General features: G+C 69.3%; 8 protein-coding genes, 1 tRNA gene and 3 pseudogenes. 4 read left to right on the forward strand and 8 right to left on the reverse strand.

Annotated elements, in window-relative coordinates:
- Positions 1-80: 80 nt before the first annotated feature.
- The 3 genes from TR46_RS22710 to TR46_RS22720 all read right to left on the reverse strand — a co-directional run bounded on the left by TR46_RS22710 (position 81) and on the right by TR46_RS22720 (position 3,406).
- Positions 81-1,286: a chitinase gene (locus tag TR46_RS22710; protein WP_084718851.1), complete on the reverse strand. Its 1,206-nt coding sequence runs from the start codon at positions 1,284-1,286 to the stop codon at positions 81-83.
- Between the two features lie 192 nt (positions 1,287-1,478).
- Entirely contained in the window at positions 1,479-2,348 is an 870-nt protein-coding gene (locus tag TR46_RS22715) for a 1-aminocyclopropane-1-carboxylate deaminase/D-cysteine desulfhydrase (RefSeq protein ID WP_042404310.1), read from the reverse strand.
- Complete coding sequence (locus TR46_RS22720; protein WP_042404375.1) at positions 2,345-3,406, reverse strand: LLM class flavin-dependent oxidoreductase; 1,062 nt, start codon at positions 3,404-3,406, stop codon at positions 2,345-2,347. The genes TR46_RS22715 and TR46_RS22720 overlap by 4 nt, the downstream gene beginning before the upstream one ends.
- A 217-nt stretch (positions 3,407-3,623) precedes the next feature.
- Here TR46_RS22720 and TR46_RS22725 point away from each other — a divergent pair, with 217 nt between their 5' ends.
- The 3 genes from TR46_RS22725 (at position 3,624) to TR46_RS22735 (ending at position 5,223) form a co-directional block, all read left to right on the forward strand.
- Complete coding sequence (locus tag TR46_RS22725) at positions 3,624-4,346, forward strand: GPP34 family phosphoprotein (RefSeq protein WP_042404312.1); 723 nt, start codon at positions 3,624-3,626, stop codon at positions 4,344-4,346.
- Positions 4,347-4,407: 61 nt separating this feature from the next.
- Positions 4,408-5,052 (forward strand): GPP34 family phosphoprotein, encoded by a 645-nt coding sequence (locus TR46_RS22730; protein WP_042404314.1) that lies wholly within the window; start codon positions 4,408-4,410, stop codon positions 5,050-5,052.
- Between the two features lie 97 nt (positions 5,053-5,149).
- Positions 5,150-5,223, forward strand: a tRNA-Lys gene (locus tag TR46_RS22735).
- Positions 5,224-5,356: 133 nt separating this feature from the next.
- Here the strand turns inward: TR46_RS22735 and TR46_RS45350 are convergent.
- Positions 5,357-5,887: pseudogene (locus TR46_RS45350) on the reverse strand (site-specific integrase); the annotation flags it as partial.
- A 213-nt stretch (positions 5,888-6,100) separates the two neighbouring features.
- Positions 6,101-10,243 (reverse strand): LamG domain-containing protein, encoded by a 4,143-nt coding sequence (locus tag TR46_RS22745; RefSeq protein WP_152626613.1) that lies wholly within the window; start codon positions 10,241-10,243, stop codon positions 6,101-6,103.
- A gap of 362 nt (positions 10,244-10,605) precedes the next feature.
- On the opposite strand from TR46_RS22745, the gene TR46_RS45250 reads away from it, so the two are divergent.
- Positions 10,606-17,691, forward strand: coding sequence for a polymorphic toxin-type HINT domain-containing protein (locus TR46_RS45250; protein ID WP_052433018.1), 7,086 nt, complete (start codon positions 10,606-10,608; stop codon positions 17,689-17,691).
- A gap of 588 nt (positions 17,692-18,279) precedes the next feature.
- On the opposite strand, the pseudogene TR46_RS22755 reads toward TR46_RS45250, so the two are convergent.
- The 3 genes and pseudogenes from TR46_RS22755 to TR46_RS45355 all read right to left on the reverse strand — a co-directional run.
- Positions 18,280-19,522, reverse strand: a pseudogene (locus TR46_RS22755) (tyrosine-type recombinase/integrase); the annotation flags it as partial.
- Positions 19,522-19,667 (reverse strand): annotated as a pseudogene (locus TR46_RS39755) (helix-turn-helix domain-containing protein). The pseudogenes TR46_RS22755 and TR46_RS39755, both read right to left, overlap by 1 nt.
- Before the next feature lie 540 nt (positions 19,668-20,207).
- Entirely contained in the window at positions 20,208-20,666 is a 459-nt protein-coding gene (locus TR46_RS45355) for a tyrosine-type recombinase/integrase (RefSeq protein WP_084718853.1), read from the reverse strand.
- Positions 20,667-20,677: the final 11 nt, after the last annotated feature.

Raw genomic sequence — 20,677 nt, forward strand, 5'->3', positions numbered from 1 at the left:
GGCGGGACCCCTCGGGGTCCCGCCCACCGCCATTCTCTCGTCTGTCTCTCCCTTGTCTGGTCGTTCGTCAGTACCTGGTGTCAGCAGGCTCCGTTGTCGGTCCAGACACCGGCGGCGCCGCCCGGGACGTCACCGTAGGTCCACCACTTGGCGGTCCAGGAGTGGCCGTTGTAGCTGACCGTGTTGCCCTGGGTGTAGGTGCCGGTGGCGCTCCAGGCCGCCGCGGTGCAACTGCCGCCGGTCGGAGGGGCGGTGGTGGGCGGTGCCGTGGTCGGCGGAGCGGTCGTCGGCGGCGCCGTGGTGGGCGGGCTGGTGGGAGGAGTCGCGCCCGCGAACGTCACGCTGTACTTGGTGAAGTCCCATGCCCCCTGTGTCACGCTGCTGCAGACGCCGGACGTCTGGCCGTTGTTGTCGGCCGGGGTGCACTGGCGGTCGCGGTTCACCGACCAGTTGGTGTAGCGGGCCAGGCCGTGGCTGGTGGCGAAGTCCAGCACCGACTGGAAGTCGGCCTGGTAGAAGTACTCGCCGCTGTCGCTGCGGCCGTTCATCATCGAGATGCCCTCGTGGGCGTACGCGGTGGCGGAGCTCCAGCCGAAGGTGTTCATGAGCAGCGTGTTGAACGCCTGCAGCGCGGAGATCTGCGAGGCGGCGCCGTTGAAGCCGCCGTCGAACGGCATGATGGAGAAGTTGTTCGGGGTGAAGCCGTCCGTCTTGGCCTGGTCGAGCATCTGCGTCCCGAACCAGCCGGTGCCCGCCGCGGTACCGGGGGTGGTGATCGAGATGTACAGGCCCGGGTTGTTCTGCTGCAGGATCTGCGCGGCACCGACCTCGTTGGCGACGGCGGCCGTGTTCTCGTACTCCGGCTCCTCCAGGTCGAAGTCCATGGCGTGCAGCCCGTACTTGGTGATGACCTGCTGGTACGCGGCGGCGGTCGCGGCCGGGGTGCCGCAGGTCTGGCCGAGCTTGGTGCCGCCGTACCCGCCGATGGAGACGGAGACGTCGCCGCCGGCCGAGCGGATGCTGTTGATCGTCGAGGCGACCGCCGTGTCGGAGGAGACCGCGGCGGTTCCGCCCCAGGTCGGAGTGCAGCCGCCGCCGTTGGGGGCGAGGACGAAGGCGAGCTGGAAGGCCTTCAGGCCGGTCGCGTTCATCACGTCGACCGGGTTCGGCGGGTTGTTGTCCAGTGGCATGAGGTAGGGCGCGGCGGCATACCAGTTGCTACTGAGCGCGGTTGTGGTGGCGGCCGGGCTGACGCTCGCGTGGGCGCTGCCGTTCACGGCGACCATCGCCGTGGCGGCGAGCCCGGCGGCGGCGACCGCGCCGAGGACTCGGGAAGGGGAAGTGCGGAACACCTGGGCTCCTCGTGGGGGAGAGGAAGGGGAGGTCTGTACCAGTGCCCAGGGTGGAGGGGATGACCACCAGTCGTCAATAGGATGGCCTAGACCTAGGACTAGACCAATTCTTCCCTTGAGACCCCCTTAACCAGCGAGGACCACGACTACTGCTGAGCCCCTGCGGTACGCTCCGCCGTCGAGGCCCGCGAAGACCGCATGCAGCGCTTTCGCCTCGTAGCCGAGGTCCAGTGAGATCCCGTGCCTGGCCCGGAAGTCCTCGGCGAAGCCGCGCAGTTCCGGGGTGGTGCGGCCGTATCCGCCGAAGGTGTGCCCGGTGTCGATCCGCCAGTTGCGGGTGCGCCGACCGAAGGCCTCCACTTGCAGCGCCGCGGTCTCGTCCGCCAGCGGCGCATGGCCCAACGCCGCGTATCCGACCGCTCGCTGATGCGGCGCCAGTCCGGCCGCCAGTCCGGCGAGGGTGCCGCCGGTGCCGACGGAGACCACCACCAGTTCCGCGTCGGACTCCGCCAACTCCCGTCCCAGTGCCCGGCATCCGCGTACCCCGGCGGCATTGCTGCCGCCCTCGGGGACGACCAGCGCCGGACCGTGTTCGGCCAGCAGCTTCGCCAGCACCTCGGCCGACATCCGACGGCGCCAGGTGGCCCGGTCCATGAAGTCCAGCCGCATGCCCCAGGCCGCCGCCTGCGCCAGCGACGGGTTGAGCGGCCGGTCGGCCAGCTCGTCCCCGCGCACCACCCCGACCGTCCGCAGACCGGACTCCCGTCCGGCGGCCGCGGTCGCCCTCAGGTGGTTGGAGTAGGCGCCGCCGAAGGTCAGCACGGTGTCAAGGCCGCGTGCCCTCGCCTCGGCGACGTTGGGCAGCAGCTTGCGCCACTTGTTGCCGGGGACGGTGGGGTGCAGCAGGTCGTCGCGCTTCAGCAGCAGCCGCACCCCGGCCGCCGCCGCCCGCTCGTCCACCAGGAGCTGCAGCGGGGAAGCCGCATCCTGGCTCAACCCAGCAGCCCGTACGCCTGCGCGATCAGCTCGTAGGAGCGGTGCCGTGCCTCATGGCCGTGGATGTTGCTGGTGATCATCAGCTCGTCGGCGCCGGTGCGCTTGCGCAGCTCCAGCAGCCCGTCGCGGACCTGGTCGGGGGCGCCCAGCACCACGTTCGACAGCCAGGAGTCGAGGAACTCGCGCTCGGCCGGGGTGTAGGGGTGCGCCTCAGCCTCCTCGGGCGTCGGAACGAGCGCGGGCTGCCCGCGCCGCAGCCGCAGCATGGCCAGCGCCCCGGACCCGGCCAGCCGCCGGGCCAGCTCCTCGCTGTCGGCGGCCACCGCCCCCACGCCGATCAGCGTGTACGGCTCGGCCAGCACCTCCGAGGGCCGGAACGAGTCCCGGTACAGCTCCAGGGCGGGGACGGTGTTCCCGGCGCTGAAGTGGTGCGCGAAGGCGAACGGCAGCCCCAGCCGCCCGGCCAGTTGCGCGCTGAAGCCGGAGGAGCCCAGCAGCCAGATCGGCGGCCGGCCCCCGCCGGGAGCGCTCGCCTCCCCGGGCACCGCCCGCAGCCGCTGGTACGGGTGGCCGGCCGGGAAGTCCGCGTGCAGGAACCGGGTCAGCTCGCTGAGCTGCAGCGGGAACTCGTCGGCCGTCTCGTCCAGCACCCCTCGGCGCAGGGCCCTGGCGGTGGCCGGGTCGGTGCCGGGGGCCCGGCCGAGGCCGAGGTCGATCCGTCCGGGGTGCAGCGCGTGCAGGGTGCCGAACTGCTCGGCGATCACCAGCGGCGCGTGGTTGGGCAGCATCACCCCGCCCGAGCCCAGCCGGATGGTGCTGGTCGCGGCAGCCAGATGGGCCAGCAGCACGGCCGGCGCGGAGCTGGCCACCCCGGGCATACCGTGGTGCTCGGCGACCCAGAACCGGTGGAACCCCCAGCCCTCGGCCTTGCGGGCGAGCTCCGTGGTCGCTGCCAGCGCCTGCGTGGGGGTGTAGCCGGCGCCCACGGTGGCCAGGTCCAGGATCGACAGCGGCGTCTCCGCCCGTCCGCTCGGCACTCCGGGGATCTGGGCAGCCAGCGGTGCGACTGCCCGGTCCGGCTGTTCCGGCGCTTCCGGCTGTTCCGACGACGGCGTTGACTGCTGGCTCACTGCGGTGCTCCCACGGCTACGGACGACTACAGGCTCTCCCCAGGCCCAACCCGCGCCCCACCGGCTCTGTTCCCGTACTGCCCTGTTCCCGTACTGCTACGTTCCCGGATGTTCGGCACCCCGCCGACCGGGGGAGGCAGCCGCCATGGACCAGTCGCCGACATCGCCGACCGGCGTTGCCGAGGACCTGCTGCTGCTCTGTGCTGCGGCCGGGCCGGAGCTGCGTGTCGTCACACCCGCGTACTTCATGCCGGCCCTGGCCGCGGGTGTGGTCGCGGACCTGCTGCGCAGCGGGTACGCCGTCCTGGACGAGGACAGGTTGCGGCTGGTCAGTGCCGCGCCGAGTGGCAACCTGACCACCGATGCCGTCGTCCTGGGGCTCACCCAGGGGGTGGGGGGTCTGTATGCCGGACCGCTCATCGACTGCGTGGAGTGGTTGGCGGCGTGGATCGCCAGGCCGGTCCTGGACTCGATGGTGAACCGCGGGCTGCTGTACACCCAGGAACACCGGCGCAGCTTCGGCCGCGCCACCACCGGGTACCACCTCCGGGACCGGGCCGCGTTCGACCGCTGCAGCGCCGAACTGACCCGTGCCGCCGCGGACCTGAACGCCCCCGGGCGGACCCGGCTTCTCGGCGCCCTGGTCCACGCCGGACGGCTCACCTCGTGCTACTTCGACGCGCAGCAGCCCAAGTCCGGCGGGGAGGCGGCGAGACGGCTCGCCCACCTGATGGACATGGACCAGCTGGCCCGCGCCGCCAACGCGCTGGTCAACCGGCAGCTCGCCGGGGAGGCCGCCATGCACGTCGCCGCCGAGCAGTCGGCCGCGGCCCTGACCGTGCTCCATGCGATGGCAGCCGGGGCATAGCGCCGGTTGCCTCCCGTCCCCGCTCGTCCGGTCATTCGCATCATTCGAAGAGGAACACGCCATGGACCAGTCGTCGACCGGCCTTCCCGAGGACCTGCTTCTGCTCTGCGCCGACCCGGAGACCGGGCGGATCCGGCAGCCCGGCGAGTTCCGCTTCGCGTTGGCCGGTGCGACCGTTGCCGAGCTGGTGGCGGCGGGGGCGGCGGCGCTGGAGGGCGGGCGGCTGGTGCTGCTGCGCGGAGCACCGCTGGGGCACCCCGGCCTCGATGCGGCGGCTGCGGCCTTGGCGGGGCCGGCCGCGCCACCGCGCGGGGCGCGGTTGCGCAGATGTCTGCAGCGGGTGGGTCGGCGGCCGTCCAAGCCCTACCTTGACGTCATGGTCAAGACCGGCCTGGTCGACCGGCGCAGCCGGAGGCTGCTCGGCCTGGTCACGCTCAATGAGTACACGGTCCGCGACCTGAGCGTCATCGCCGCCCGCAGGGCACTGGTCGCGGACGCGGTGGACAACGGCAACGCCCCGGCCCGCTCGCTCCTGCTCGCCGCCCTCGCCCACGCCGGCGAGCTCACCGGCCGGCTCTACCCCGGCCCGATCGCCAACCGCACCGCCCGCCGCCGCCTCGCCGACCTCACCCGCTTCGACCCCATCGCCTCCGCCGCCCACGAAGCCACCCGCGCCGCCCGAAGCGCCCAGTCCTCCGGCGGCTGACCCGGCCCACCCGGGGGTGGTCATGAGCACCCCCGCAGGTCAGGTAGTATTTCCGTCGTGCCCAGGCAACAGCGCAAGCGAAAGCCGCAGGCACTAAGCGCCGCTAGCTCAGTTGGTTAGAGCAGCTGACTCTTAATCAGCGGGTCCGGGGTTCGAGTCCCTGGCGGCGCACCGTCAAAGTAGTACCTGACCTGCGGGTTCATGAGTGATCATGAGCCCGCAGGTCTTTTTTGATCTTGTGGTGGGAGCGTGGTGGGAGCACGGACGCGGACTGGGCGCGCGTGGGGTTTCCCGGCGGTGGGCGTTAGTTGCTGGATGTGCCCCAGGTGCGGGCTCCGGCCTGGTTGAAGGCTCCGGCCAAGGCGGCGGCGGCTTGGTGCTTGAGTTCGTCGACGACGGACTGGTAGGTGTCGCGGGTGAAGCTGGTGGAGGAGTGGCCGAGGGTCTCTTTGACGACGCGGGCGTCGACGCCGGCGGCCAGGGCGTGCGTGGCTGCGCCGTGGCGTAGGTCGTGAAGGCGGATCGGGGGCAGGTCGTGTTCCTCGATGAGTTCCTGGAACGCGGCGGTGACGTGGGCGGGGTGGAGCGGGCCGCCGTCGGCGTCGGTGAAGACCAGGCCGGTGTTCAGCCAGCCGGGGCCGTGGGCCAGGCGGGCCTTGTGCTGGTGGCGGCGGTGGGCGCCCAGGAGGGTGACGGTGTCGGGGTCCAGGGCGATGGCGCGCTCTCCGGCGTCGGATTTGGGGCGGCTGGTCTGGGTGGCCCAGCCGAGTTGGATGATCTGCTGGTTGACGCTGAGGGTGGAGGCGTCGAGGTCGAGATCGGACCAGCGCAGGCCGCAGGCTTCACTGGGCGGCCGGGTCGGCTTCTCTTGGCATGTGCTTGCGGGAGTTGTGTGCGGGCGTAACTGCCTTCTCCAAAGACCCGGTGGTTCATCTCGCGGCCGGGATGATCAGCCCTTCTCGGCAATGATTGTCGCCCCCGTCGCCGGGGTGGCGACGGGGGCGACTGAGCCTGGGGTTTCAGGCGGTGTTCGTGGCTCGGTTGGGTGTCATCCTGTGGGTTTGTTGTAGAGGGTGGTGATTTGCGGTTCGGTCAGGGCGCTGGGGTAGGTGCGTACGTCGGCGATGCTTCCGTTGAAGGAGCCGTTGCTTGCGTTGTTGGCGTTGTCGGTGCCGCCGATGAGGAAGGGGCCGGTTGCGGGCCAGGCGCTGGCGTTGGTGGTGGTGCTGGCGAATTTGCCGTTGACGTACAGGGTCATGGTTTTGCTGGTGGCGTTGAAGACGGCTACCAGGTGGGTCCACTTGCCTGGGGTGGCGGTGACGCCGGGCGCGGTTTTTGCGTAGGACGAGCCTGCGGGCATGGGGTAGGCGTCGACGGAGGGCGCTACCAGGGCCCAGCCGTTTTGGGTGGAGGAGTACTGCAGGTAGATGCCGCAGCGTTTGCCTGCCGTGTCGCGCTGGCACAGGACGGTGGAGTCGCCGCCGGTTGTGCTGGCCAGGTCGGCCCATGCGGACAGGGTGTAGTCCTTGCTGGTGTCGACGGCTGTGGTGCTGGAGGAGAGGTAGTTGGTGCCGTTGAGGGTGGCGGCGCGCTTGGCGCTGGCGGCGTTGTCGGTGACGGTTCCGTAGCCGGGGCCGGCGACGGCGGTGGTCGTGGCGAGGTTGGCGGCGTCCTGGGTGAGGGTGGCGCTGGGGTAGTTGGCGGCGGGCATCAGCCATTGGTTGGCGGCAGCGCTGGTTGTTCCCATGGGGGTGGAAGTGGTGGCCCAGGTGCTGACGGGTTGGTCGTTCTTGCCGTCGGAGGTGCCCGCGGTCCATTCGGCCAGGGCGCCGGTGCTGCTGACGGTCCACAGGTCGGGGATGCCGGTGCTGTCGGTCAGGTCGCCCTCGGAGCCGATGACCGGGTAGGTGGCGGCCGCGAGCGTCTCGTTGAGGGGCGTCGCGGTGCTGATGGCGGTGAGGGTGGCCACGGCCGGCAGCGGGCTTCCGAAGGTGTCGACGGGGGTGTAGCTGCCGAGGGTGAAGGTGTAGCCGCTGACGGCGCCGGTGGTGCGGTTGCGGGTCCACAGGCCGGGCCTGCCGCTGCCGTTCCAGTCTCCGGGGGAGATGAGGTCCAGGTTGGCCCAGTTGGTGGTGGTGTCCAGGAGGACGGGGGTGCCCAGGGTCTGGTCGCTGGCCATGGGGAAGAACCACAGGGCGGCGTTGCCGGTGGTGGTGGTCTCGGTGGTGAGCAGGCCGGTGCGGTTCTGGAAGGTTCCGCTGGTCTGGCTCAGCGCGCTGTGGGCGATGTCGCCCAGGGCCAGGACCTGGGTGGTCTTGGACCAGTCGGTGGCGTAGGTGGCGCAGTGGGTGTCGTTGGTGTTGGCGGGGTCGGTGATGCAGGCGGGCCGGTCCAGGGTGAGGTGGTTGTCGAACAGGCCGTCGATGTGTTCGTCGCCGGGGTTGGTGTAGGCGTAGAGCGTGGGGTCGCCGGGCTTGTGGGCGATGACGTCGTCCACGTTCATGCCGCCGCGCACGCTGCCGCGGTGGGTGATCTGGTAGCTGGACCAGCCCTTGCCGTCGGCGTTGGCGTCGGGGCTCTTGGCGGCGACGGCGGCCAGGCTGGTGGTGGGGGTGGTGGCGGAGGAGTTGGGCAGCGAGTGGGTGTACAGGTTGCCGTCGCTGCCGGGGGTCAGCACGTCGGGGATGGAGTCGCCGGTGGTGTCGCCGAACTTGGGTGCGGGCCCGTTGGCGTTCCAGGGGACGTAGAAGGCGTAGGGGAGGATCTGGCTGAAGTTCTCGGCGTAGTCGTCGGCTTGCAGGTACAGGATGTTGGTGCCCCAGTGCGGGGCGATGATCTGCAGGGTGCTGATGGCGCTGCCGCACACGGTGCTGGTGGTGGTGTCGGTCAGGGTCGGGTCCGGTCCGTATTTCAGGCATTGGACGCCGGAGGTCTGGGCTGCCAGGGTGTCGCCGTTGTAGCCGCTGGGGGCCGGGTCGCTGACCGACACGCCGATGGTGCCGTACTGGCCGGTGTACTTGGTGGGGGTGATCCCGCTGCCCGAGGGCGGGAAGTCACCCGTGTTGGTGATCTTGATGGTGGGGGCTGTGGCGTCCACGCGGAAGTGACAGACCAGGGAGTTCGGCGAGGACGGCACACCGGGCAGGGCGTCGGTGCCGGTGGCCAGCCATCCGTAGGCGTGCCCGTCCTTGATCACGGCACCCGTGCTGGCCTGGGCGCCCACCGGGAGGTGGTCGGAGTGGGCCGCGGTGGCGGTGTTCACCCAGGGCGAGTTGGCCGGGGTGTCGTAGGTGTCCCCGGCCGGTGTGCTGGACGAGTCGTCCCACAGACGGAAGTTGACCCGGTACTGCGACTGCGCCCCTTCCGGGGCGGCGTTCAGCGTGGCACCGCTGGCGTTGACCCAGGGCCAGTTGCTGTCTACACCGGCGGGGGCTGAGGTGCAGTAGTCGAAGGAGTCCCAGGCGGTGGACTTGTAGTAGCCGGCGTCCGTGGTGGACAGGTGGTTGGGCGCAAGCGGGGTGGTGTCGTACTGCACCATCAGCTGCGCGTTGTGATTGAACCGCTTGAAGCCGTACACGTTGGACGGGTCGTCCGCGTGCAGCTTGAACGTCATCTGGGTCTTGCCCTGCTGCTCTTCGGCGGTCTGCAGGGTGGAGGTGACGTTGAAGTTCAGGGCGACGTCGCCGTCGCAGCCGGTCTGGCGGGCGCCGCCGACCGAGTTGGAGGTGATCTGGCTGCTGCCGGGGTGGCTGTTCCAGGTGGTGGGGTTGGTCAGCGAGCCGGACCAGTCCAGGTCGATCGTGTACTTGGTGGTGCAGGACATGTCCGCAGAAGTGTGCTCGGCGGTGTCCAGGGTGGCCTGGTAGACGGTGGTGCCCACCAGCGCGGTGGTGTCGAACTGGTAGTACGTCTCCTCGGTGTCGTTGGGGCTGCAGCTGCCGCCGTTGGGGTAGGTGCCGCAGGTGCCCACGCCGGGGTAGTCGGTGTTGGAGACGTCGTAGTTGTTCTGGTTCGGGTAGGCGGACTGGGTCCAGGCGAAGTGCTCGCCCCAGGGGTTGTCCTGCTGCCAGTTGGGGTCGATGAACACCGGGTACTGGGTACCGGTACCGCTCAGGATGCTCTGACTGGGCGTCAGGCTGATGGTGCTGCCGGACACCGTCGCGGGGATGGTGGCGGTCTGGGCGCCGTCGCCGGGCCCGGTGGCGCTGCTCGTGCCACCGGTGCCGTCGGCCGACGTGGTGCTGGTGTCGGAGGGTGCGGCCTGGGCCAGAGACTTGACGAACAGTGCCTGGGTGGCGCCTGTGGCGGCCGCGGACGCGCTGGGGGTCGCGGTGCTGGGGGCGGCGCTGGCCGAGGGTGTCGCGCTGCTGCTGGCTGTGCTGGAGTCCCACATGAGCGGGGTGGGGGCGCTGAACTGGGTCTGGCCGCTGGTGTCGGTGGCGGCCAGGTTGCCGCCCTGGTCTGCGGTCACGGTCAGGTCGCTGCTGGTGGTGGTGAACTTCAGGTTCTTCACCAGCGGGTTGGCCGCGGCCGCGGCGGATTTGACGACCAGGACGGTCATGGCGCCGCCGGTGGGGTTGGCGGTCACGTCCAGGTCCACGTCGGGGGCCACGTTCGGGTAGACCGCGGTGGTACCCGACCAGGTGGGGGCGGGCAGGGTGAACGGCGCGTTGATCGACAGCTTCTTGCCGTCCGCGCCGGTCATGGTGGCCACCGGGCCGGTGCCGCCCGCAGACAGGATCAGGGCCCCGGACGCGGCCTTGGGCGACAGGGTGCCGTCGGCGTTGGCGGTCAAGGTGGCGTCCAGTGGCACCCAGGTCCCGTCCTTCTGGACCCGCTGGGCCTGCGGGGACTGGGTGAGGGTGAACGAGCCGTCCGGGTTGGCCACCGTGGTGGTGAACGCGTCCGTCAGGGCGTCCACCGGCACGGGCTTGCCGCTGGACTTGGCCTGTGCCTGGGCGGTGGCGCGGGCCTGCTGGTCGGCGCTGAGCGTCGGCGGCGTGCCCGCGGTTTGGGCGGGGGCGTCGGCGATGTGGGCGGCCTCGACGGCTGCCGGGTCCGGGGTGGCAGTGTCGGCCCAGGCGCTGGGAGCGGCCGAGAGCAGCCCTGCGGCCAGGGCGATGACGGCCCCGGCGGCGCTGAACCGCCGACGTCTGACACTGCCGGCGGCGCGTGGGAGAGAGGAGGGCAAGGGCGGCATGCGGGCACTCGTTCCTGCGACTGGGCGGTGGGTAGAGGACAAGCGCACTTTGCGACCGTGAAAACTCACAGGTCAACTGCCATGGTGCGAATGCGCAATGCTGAATCCTGATGTATACGGACATTCCTGGGTGGGTGAGAAGTGTCACCCTGCACAAGAGGGGCACGGGATTCCATAAAGTCTTGACGGGCTCATCACATGGAGGTCACAGTGCGTTCGATCCACGTGCGCTTTCAGGACGTGGGCTCGGTGCGTCTGAGGGGTCTTCAGTGGTCAAGCGGGGCAAGCGGAGTCGGGCCTGGTACTGGTTCCGGGGCGAACACCGCGTGTTGGGTGCCGTGTGCGCATTGGCGGTGGGGGCGACTCTGCTGGGCCCGATCTCCGCGCAGGCGGCCACGGTGGACCCGCACAAGATCTGGTCACCGCCGAACACCGCCCTGCCGCGGACGGCCTCCATCTCCGGCCATGACGTCGGCCTGCCGGCTGCGACCAAGTCCAAGTACCCGGTACCGGGACTGTGGCAGCCCGCGCCGGCGAGCACCACGGTGTCAGGCAGTGCGACGGCGACCCTTCCGGCGCCGACTGCCGCAACTGGCGGCAAGGGAACGGACAGTGCCGCATCGGTGCGTGCGGGCACGCTGCCGGTGTGGCTGGCCGGCCGGAGCGCGGCGGGCCGCTCGGCGGGCGCCGCGGGTGCGGTCACGGCGACGGTCGCCGACACTGCCCACACGCAGGCCGCCGGGGTGCACGGGCTAATCGTGTCGCTGTCGCCGGGCAGTGCGGCAGCGTCCAAGGCCCCCGTGCAGGTGGGCCTGGACCTCAGTTCGCTGGATGCCAGCTACGGCGCAGACGCGGCCGAGCGCTCGCGCCTGGTCGAGCTTCCCGCCTGCGCGCTGACGACCCCACAGGCCAAGGGCTGCCTGGCCGCCACCCCCATCGCCTCGCACTACGACCCGGCCACCAAGCGGCTGGTGGCCGACGTGACCCTGCCCGCTGCGGCCGCTGCCACGGGGCCCGCCTCGGCACTGCGGTCCCCGACGACCGGCGGCCAGGCCCAGCCGCCCGTGGTGCAGGCCTCGGCGATACAGAGCGGGACGGTTGCCGCGAGCGCCGCGCAGATGACCCCGATGGTCCTGGCTGTGCAGACGACATCGAGCGGCGGCGCCGGGACCTACTCCGCCACGAGCCTGCAGGGCAGTTCGGCCTGGGCCTCGGGCAACTCCAGCGGCTCCTTCACCTACAGCTACCCGATCGCGGTGCCGCCCGCGCTGGGGGGCACCGCGCCGCAGGTATCCCTGACCTACGACTCGTCCTCCATCGACGGGAAGACCTCGGCGACCAACGCCCAGGCATCGAACGTGGGCGACGGTTGGGATGTGTCGTCTGGCGGATTCATCGAGCGCTCGTTCAAGTCCTGCGACAAGGACGGCCTCACCGGCTCCGGTGACGAGTGCTGGGGCGGCAACGTCGCCACGTTGTCGCTGGGAAGCCACTCCGGGACCCTGGTGCGCGACGATACGACCGGGGCCTGGCACCTGCAGGGCGACGACGGCACGAAGGTCGAGTTCGTCGACTCTGCGCAGCCGGGCAACGGGGCTACCTTCGGGGAGTACGTCAAGGTCACCGACCCCTCCGGCACGGTGTACTACTTCGGCCTGAACCATCTGCCCGGCGGCGACGGCACCGACCCCTCCACCAACAGCAACTGGACCGTTCCCGTCTACTCGCCCAAGAGCGGCGACCCTTGCTACACCGCAGCCCAGGCCCAGGCGTCCTGGTGCAGCATGCCGTGGCGGATGAACCTGGCCTACGCGGTGGACCCGCACGGCAACCTGACCACCTACACCTACGCCCCCGCCGCTACCAACTATTACAGTCGTGGCGGCGGTCAGAACAACGGCACCGGCACGCTGACCGGCTACACCCCCGGCGGCTCATTGGCCAAGATCAACTACGGCCAGACCCTGGCCGGACAGGTCGCGGCCAAGGGCACGGCCGCTGTCGCGGCTACCGTCAAGTTCAACCTGGCAGCCGAGGGGCGCTGTGACACCAGCGGTGGTTTCACCTGCTCCGGTGCCACGCTGTCCTCCACGAACGCCACGCACTGGCCCGACGTGCCCTACGACCAGTACTGCCCCAGCGCGGGGGCGTGCACCAACTACGGGCCCAGTTTCTGGACCAACCAGCGGCTGGCATCGATCACCACCCAGATCCAGTCCGCCGGCGCCACCCAGCAGGTCGACTCCTACGCGCTGACCCAGTCCTACCGCACGCCCGGAGACGGCACCAAGCCCCCCCTGTGGCTGGACTCGATCCAGCGCACCGGCAAGGACGGCACCACGCCGATCACCCTGCCCGCGGTCAGCTTCACTCCGGTCATGCTGGCCAACCGCGTGGACGGCACCAACCTGGTGCCGGCACCCGCCCCCTACTACCGTCCGCGCATCCAGACCCTGACCACCGAGAGCGGCGAGCGCCTCAACGTCGACTACAACCTGCCGGCCTGCTCACGGGTGAACAACGTCATGCCCGCCTCCGCGGACAGCGACACCATGGCCTGCTTCAACGTGCTGTGGTACCCGCCGGGCTCCACCGCCGGCCAGCCTCCCGCGAGTGACTGGTTCAACCACTACACCGTCGCCTCGGTGACCGCCAACGACACCGTGGCCGGCGCCCCCTCCCGAGTCACGAGCTACAGCTACGGCGCCGCCGCCTGGCACCGCGACGACAGCGAGCTCACCGACCCCGCCACCCGCACCTGGGACCAGTTCCGCGGCTTCGCCTCGGTGGACACCGTGACCGGCACAGGTGGTGACGGACCGCAGGGGCAGACCGTCGCCTACTACATGCAGGGCATGAACGGCGACGTCATGGCCGACGGCAGCACTCGCAGCGCTCAGGCCGGCGCCGGAACGTGGAGCGGCGCGGTCACCGACGACGACTGGCTGTCCGGACAGGTCCTGGAGACCGACACCTACAACCACGCGTACGCCACCGGCAACCCTGGCAGCGTGGTCTCCTACACCTTCACCCGCGCCAGCGGACCGGTCACCACTGCCACCCACGCCCGCGGCGGCTCCCTGCCCGACCTGGTCGCCCGCTTCGCCACCACCAAGACGGTGTCCACCACCGAGTCCTTGAAAGCCGACGGAACCTGGCGCACCTCCACGAGCACCGCCACCTCGGACTCGGCCCACGGCAACCGCCCGCTGACCCAGGACACCACCGCCGACGGCCTGCCCGAGACCTGCGCGCGCACCAGCTACGCCACCAGCACCACGACGCAGATGACCGAGCTCGCCGACGAGACCCTCACCGTTTCCGGGGCCGGTGCCTGCACCGCTGTGGCCACCGCGTCCAACACGGTCTCCGACAGCCGCTCCCTGTACGACGGCCAGCCTTTCGGGCAGGCCCTGGGTGCCGGGGACGTGACCTCCAAGCAGGTCCTGAAGTCCTATGACGGCAGCGGCAACCCGGTGTACACCACCGTGACCGCGTCGACGTTCGACACCTACGGACGCGTCGCCTCCAGCACCGACCCCAACGCCACCGACAGCGCTCACACCGGCGGCGCCACCACCACCCTGACCTTCAAGTCCGCGGCCGCGGGCGAACTGCCCACCGAACTGGACACCGTCGCGCCGGTGCCGGGCAAGACCACCACCTGGCCCAGCAGCCAGAGCTTCGACCCCGCCCGTGGCCTGGTCCTCACTAGCACCGACATCAACGCCAAGGTCACCAAGACCACCTACGACGCCCTCGGGCGCACCACCGCGGTGTGGAAGCCGGGCAACACCACCACCAACGCCGACATCCTGTACACCTACGCCGTCAACGGCACCACCGCCCCCTCCTCTACCACCACCGCCACCTTCGGCCCCAAGGGCACCAACCGCCTGTACAGCATCCAGATCTTCAACGGCTTCGGCGAAGTGGCCCAGACCCAGTCCACACCGGGGATCTCCGCCTACACCGGCCGCATGATCACCGACAGCTACTACGACTCGCAGGGACGCGTCGTCAAGTCCCACGCCGCCTGGTACAACAGCGACACCGGTCCCACCACCACCCTGTACGCCACCAACAACGACACCCAGGCCCCCACCGAGACCACCACCGCCTACGACGGGTTGGGCCGCGCCACCTTGTCGACGTTCCTGTCGCTGGGACATGCCCAGTCCTCGACCAGCACCGTCTACCGCGGCGCGGACGAGACCGATGTGACCCCGCCCGCCGGGTCCACCCCCACCACCACGATCACCGACGCGGCCGGGCGCACCAGCCAGACCTGGCAGTACCGCACCACCACTGCCACCGGCCAGGCCTCGGACGCGGACGTCACCACCACCACCTACAACGCAGCCGGCCAGGTCGCCACTCACACCGACACCACCGGCAAGGACACCTGGACCTACAGCTACGACCTGCAGGGCCGTCAGATCAAGGCCGTGGACCCGGACACCGGCACCACCACCACGACCTACACCGCAGACGGGCAGGCCGCCACCACCACCGACGCCCGCAAGCAGACCCTCGCCTACACCTACGACCTGCTGGGCCGTAAGACCGGCGAGTACAACGGCACCGTCGCGGCGGCCAACGAGCTGGCCTCCTGGACCTACGACAGCGTCACCGGCGGCCTGGGCCAGCCCGCCACCGCGACCCGCTACACCGGCGGCGTCAGCGGCACCGCCTACAGCCAGGCCACGCTGGGCTACGACAACGCCTACCGCTCCACCGGCACCACCACCACGTTGCCCGGCTCCCTGGTCGGCCAGACCGCAGCCCTGACCTACACGACCCACGCCGCCTACGATCCCTACTCCGGCGCACTGACGGCCTCCCAGGACGGCGCAGCCGCAGACCAGCCCGCCGAGACCCTCAATTACGGCTACGACGTCAACGGCCCGCTGCTCACCTACGGCTCCGCGACCACCACCTACGACCTGTCCACCGACTGGGACCCGTGGGGCCGCGCGCTGCGCACCACACTCAACCCGTGGGGCACCGAGGTCGTCTCCACCTACAACTACGACCAGGGCACCGGGCACGTCCTGTCGGACTTCATCGATAAGCAGACCGCCCTGACCGGCTCGGTCGACCAGTACAACTACACCTACAACCAGGCCGGACAGGTCACCTCGGTCCAGGACATCCCGGACAACACCCCGGCCCAGAGCGACCTGCAGTGCTTCAGCTATGACTATCTCGGACGCCTGAGCACCGCCTGGACCGACACCGGAACCACGACCGTCGCCCCCTCCCCGTCCATCGGCGGCATCGGCGGCTGCACCAACACCAGCCCCACCTCCGGCGCCGCAGCGGGCAAGACCACCGTGGGCGGACCGGCGGCCTACTGGACCAGCTACACCTATGACCTGACCGGCAACCGCACAGGCCAGACCCAGCACAACACCGCTGGCACCACCAGCAAGGACGTCACCACCATCCAGACGTTCCCCGCCGTCGGCCAGAACAACACCCCCACGACCGCGCCCAACACCGGCGGCGGCACTGGCGGCCCCCACGCCCTGCTGTCCTCCACCACCACCGGGACCACCGGCAGCACCGCCTACCAGTACGACGCCGACGGCAACACGACCAATATCACCGCGACCGCCGGCACCACTAATTTGACCTGGGACGCTGAAGGTCACCTCGCCTCCGACACGGCCACCGGAGCCACGGGCCCCACTACTTACCTCTACGACGCCGCCGGCAACCTCTTGGTGCGGACCGCCCCGGACAAGACCAACACGATCTACCTCGGCGACGACGTCATTACCTACAAGGCGGGCAACACGCCCGCGGCCCAGGACACCCGCACCTACACCACGCCCAACGGCATCAGCATCATCAAGCACGGCACGAGCGAGAACTTCGAGATCAGCGACGCCCACGGCACCGCCGCCCTGGACATCAACGCCACCACCCTGGCCGAGACCCGCCGCTACCTCGACCCCTTCGGCAACGCGCGCGGTACCACCCCCGCGGCCTGGACCCTGGCCAATGGGTACGGCGACAAGGGCTTCGTCGGAGGCACCCAGGACCCGACCACAGGCCTGACCAACCTAGGCGCCCGCGAGTACCAGCCCGCCACGGGACGCTTCCTCAACGTCGACCCCCTGTTCAACAGCGCCGACCCGCAGTCCTGGAACGGCTACGCCTACAGCAACAACGCCCCCACCAACGGCAGCGACTCCACCGGCATGTACTGCGACGGCTGCCAGCAGGACGCCAGCGAAGGCGCGGCAGGCGCGGCCGCCGCAGCAGCGACAGACGACATCGGCTGCTCCGCAGATGCCAGCGGAAATTGCAGGTCACAGCAGACCGTGGACGCGGAATGGCACCGCGAGGGGTGGGCCCACAAGGCCGGGAACGACCTCCCCCCGATCACCATCGTCAAAAAGTTCCAGCCGAAATATCCCACGATCAACCAGATGGTCAACTTCGGGGAGTTCGACCCGAACCTCACCTTCGAACAAAACGTCGAAATATACTTCCGCGACCGCTGCAGTTTTGACATCACTCAAAACGGCTGCGTAGACCTGCAGCACTTCTACGACCACTGGAGCGCCGTCCAGAGCATCCCCACCAACCCCTGCAACTCCATCTCCCTCTGCAGGTCCGTTCCGGACATGCTGACGGTGCTGCTCTCGGACCCAGAATTCTATGCCAACCCCGAAGATGCGGCATTCGGTGGATGCTTCAATAGCTTTCCGGGCCAGACCCAGGTGCTACGAGCCGACACGCTGACCGAGCCGATCAGCGCCATCAAAATCGGCGACACCGTCCTGGCCACCAACCCGCTAACCGGCCAGACGCAAGCCGAAAAAGTCACCGACGTCATCAAAACGCTGACCGACACCGAATTCACCGACCTCGTCATCAACACCATCACTGGCCCCCAGAAACTCACCTCCACCCAGCACCACCCCTACTGGGACGTCACCGCCCAGCGCTGGACGAACGCCGCGGACCTCCACGCCGGGGATCGCCTCCGTGAACCCGACGGGCGCACCGTTACCATCGCCCGCGTCCGCAACTACGTCGGCCATGTGGTCACCTACAACCTCACCGTCGCCAACCTCCACACGTACTATGTACTGGCCGGTACTACGCCGATCTTGGTCCATAATACGGGGCCGGATTGTCGAATTCCGGTGGGTGGTAAGAATGGTGACGCACTCGGCGACGAGGACTTCCATGGGAGTGACTACTCGCTGGATGAAATCGTGGGGTTTGTAAACGGGCACACCGGCGATGCAAATCCGGCAATGGGACGGCCCACTGAAGCTCAAATTGAGACGACTCTTCGGCAGGCTGGTCCAGTTCAGCTTGCCGGGCAGAATTCATCGAGGTTTGACTACGAGGGCGTGAGGGTGATTGTGAACTGGAATACTCCTTGGAAGAGCACTGCATACTACCCAGGGAAGTAGAGATGACAGACAGTATTGATTCCCGATTGGCGCATTGCTTGAGTGCTGGCGAGCTCTCCATGCTTCGCGCGACTATGATTGAGATGGGCCCTGGTCGGCAGATTGACGTCCCATCTGTCTTGGAGGCGTGGCATAGGCACGTCGAAAAGATGGAGAGGGATCTCAGTCTCCCTGACTCGGATCGAACCGTCTGGGGAGCGCATGACCTCCTGGCGGCACTGTCGATCCGGAATTTCGTGCAGCGTGCCTTGGATTCGCTAGACGATGACTTGGCGGCGAGGGTTAATCCGCTGCTTTTGGCTATCGATGATAAGTTCATCTCATTCACGGAAGAGGATGCATCGGCAGTGATTGGGAAGGTCGACGAGCTTCCCGCTGATTCTGATCATTGGTGGTGGCGGAGAATCCCCACTTTTGGGCCTATTCGCAGAGAATTGGACCAAATCGCACAATCGACCTCATAGCGCTGGATGCGCCCAATCGGTATCACGGCAGAAGCCCCGCCAGATTCATTCTGATGGGGCTTCTGGGGTGTCTGACGGCAGTAGTTGACGGCAACGTCAGCGGACGGGTGCTACGCAAAGGTGGTTCGTCGCCGTCGCCGGGTCGGCTGCTGGTCTTCTTGGGGTCGTGGAGGGCGTTGCCGAGGAGGTCGATGGCGTCGCGTTGGAGGTGGAATCGGACGTGGGCGTACACCGTTGCGGTCACGCCGATGTGGGCGTGGCCCAACAACTCTTTGATGACGACGAGTTCGACGCCATGCCGGAGGTCGTGGAAGCGGATGCGGCGGAGGGTGGCCCGGCGGAGCAGGGTGTTGAAGTGCCGGATCAGGGTGGCTCCTTCGATCGGCTGGCCGTCGGGCCGGGTGAACACGTAGCCGCTGTCCGACCAGCCCTTGCCCGTTGCCTCCCGTTCCCGGCCCTGCTGTTCGCGGTGGTCCCGCACGGAGTGCAGGCACTCGGTGGGCAGGGCGATGCGCCGCTCGGAGCTCTGCGTCTTGGTCGGCAGGGCGGTCAGTCCGCTGCTGTTGGTGCGCTGGAGCGTGCGGCGGATGCTGGCGGTGCCGCCGGTCAGGTCGTTGTCTTCCCAGCGCAGGCAGAGGAGTTCGCCCTTGCGTAGGCCGGTGCGCAGGGCGAGTTCGAACAGCGCCTGGAGCCGGTGGCCGCTGACGACGGTGAGCAGATCGCGGGCCTCTTCCACGGTCAGCGGCTCGAAGCGACGTGCCCTGGGGGTGCCCATGCGGACGTTGCGGGCGACGTTGCGCGGGATCTCCTCCTCGCGCACCGCGGGCTCCAAGGCGGACTTGAGCACGGAGTGGACGTAGGCCAGCGTGAGCGGGGACAGGCGCTTGCGGCAGCAGGTGCTGGCCGCGCAGCACTGGAGCTGGGTGCGGGTGGTGTCAAGGCCGCGTGTGCAGCACTGCAGGTGGTGCGGAGTTGGTCGAGCCAGGTGCGGACGTCCTTGGCGGTGAGTTTGGTGACCTTCTTCTTGCCCAGGCCGGGGATGATGTAGAGCCGCGTGCAGGCGGTGCAGCGGGTGTCGATGTTCTCGCGCAGCCGGTGGACGGCGACGGTCTCCAGCCAGTAGGTCAGGAACGCGGCGACGCTGCCCTGCGCGGAGGGGGCGGGACGCCGCGGTTGCTGGCGGCGGTCTTCTCGGTGAGCTTGGCGAGCGCCTCCTTGCGCGTCGCGCCGTAGACGCGGACGCGTCTGCGGGTGTCGCCTGCGGCCAGGACGTATCCGGCGGCTTCCCAGCGGCCGTCCTTGCATTGGTAGACGCTGCCGTCACCATTCGCGCGGGTGCGGCGGGAGCTGGGGTTCGGGCTGGTCATCAGGTGGCCTCTTCAAGGTGGTGGTGGACAAGGGCGTTGAGGGCGTGAGCAGGGATGCGGCGGAGCGGCCGATGGTGATGGAGGCGAGCTGCCGGGTGCGGATGAGGTCGTAGACGGTGGAGCGGCCGACCTTGAGCCGGGCCATGGCCTTGGGCACGGTGAGGAGTTCGTCGTCAGCCACGCGCCACCCCCGATGCCCCCTGCTCGCCGGGCGGATTGTCGGCACGCACAGGCTGATGGTGGCTCGTGGACTCCAAGCCGAGGACGTACCAGTTGGCTCCGCCCGTCGGCCGGTGAAGCCGACGCCGACAGAGCGGCGACTTGTGCCAGCGGGTGCCGATCGAGGGCGGTGACCCGCGCTGGTGGGAGCGTGGTGGGAGCGGCGTCCCCGGTACGGGACGGCAGCGGTCGGCACCGCCCGGACGGGACAGGGTCGTTGACCCGCAGGAAACGGCACCCATCGCTACTACATGTACCTCCCCGGCACCGCACGCACCCGCGACGAGCGAGCTCTTAATCAGCGGGTCCGGGGTTCGAGTCCCTGGCGGCGCACCGTCAAAGTAGTATCTGACCTGCGGGTTCATGAGTGATCATGAACCCGCAGGTCTTTTTTGATCTTGTGGTGGGAGCGTGGTGGGAGCACGGACGCGGACTGGGCGCGCGTGGGGTTTCCCGGCGGTGGGCGTCAGTTGCTGGATGTGCCCCAGGTGCGGGCTCCGGCCTGGTTGAAGGCTCCGGCCAAGGCGGCGGCGGCTTGGTGTTTGAGTTCGTCGACGACGGACTGGTAGGTGTCGCGGGTGAAGCTGGTGGAGGAGTGGCCGAGGGTCTCTTTGACGACGCGGGCGTCGACGCCGGCGGCCAGGGCGTGGGTGGCCGCGCCGTGGCCTAGGTCGTGCAGGCGGATCGGGGGCAGGTCGTGTTCCTCGATGAGTTGCTGGAACGCCGCGGTGACGTGGGCCGGGTGGAGCGGGCCGCCGTCGGCGTCGGTGAATACCAGGCCGGTGTTCAGCCAGCCGGGGCCGTGGGCCAGGCGGACCTTGCGCTGGCGGCGGCGGTGGGCGCCCAGGAGGGTGACGGTGTCGGGGTCCAGGGCGATGGCGCGCTCTCCGGCGTCGGACTTGAGGCCCTGAATAGCTGGTCCCAGCCGACCCCAGG

Origin of the sequence: Streptacidiphilus carbonis (assembly GCF_000787775.1) — a bacterium.
Lineage (GTDB): Bacteria > Actinomycetota > Actinomycetes > Streptomycetales > Streptomycetaceae > Streptacidiphilus > Streptacidiphilus carbonis.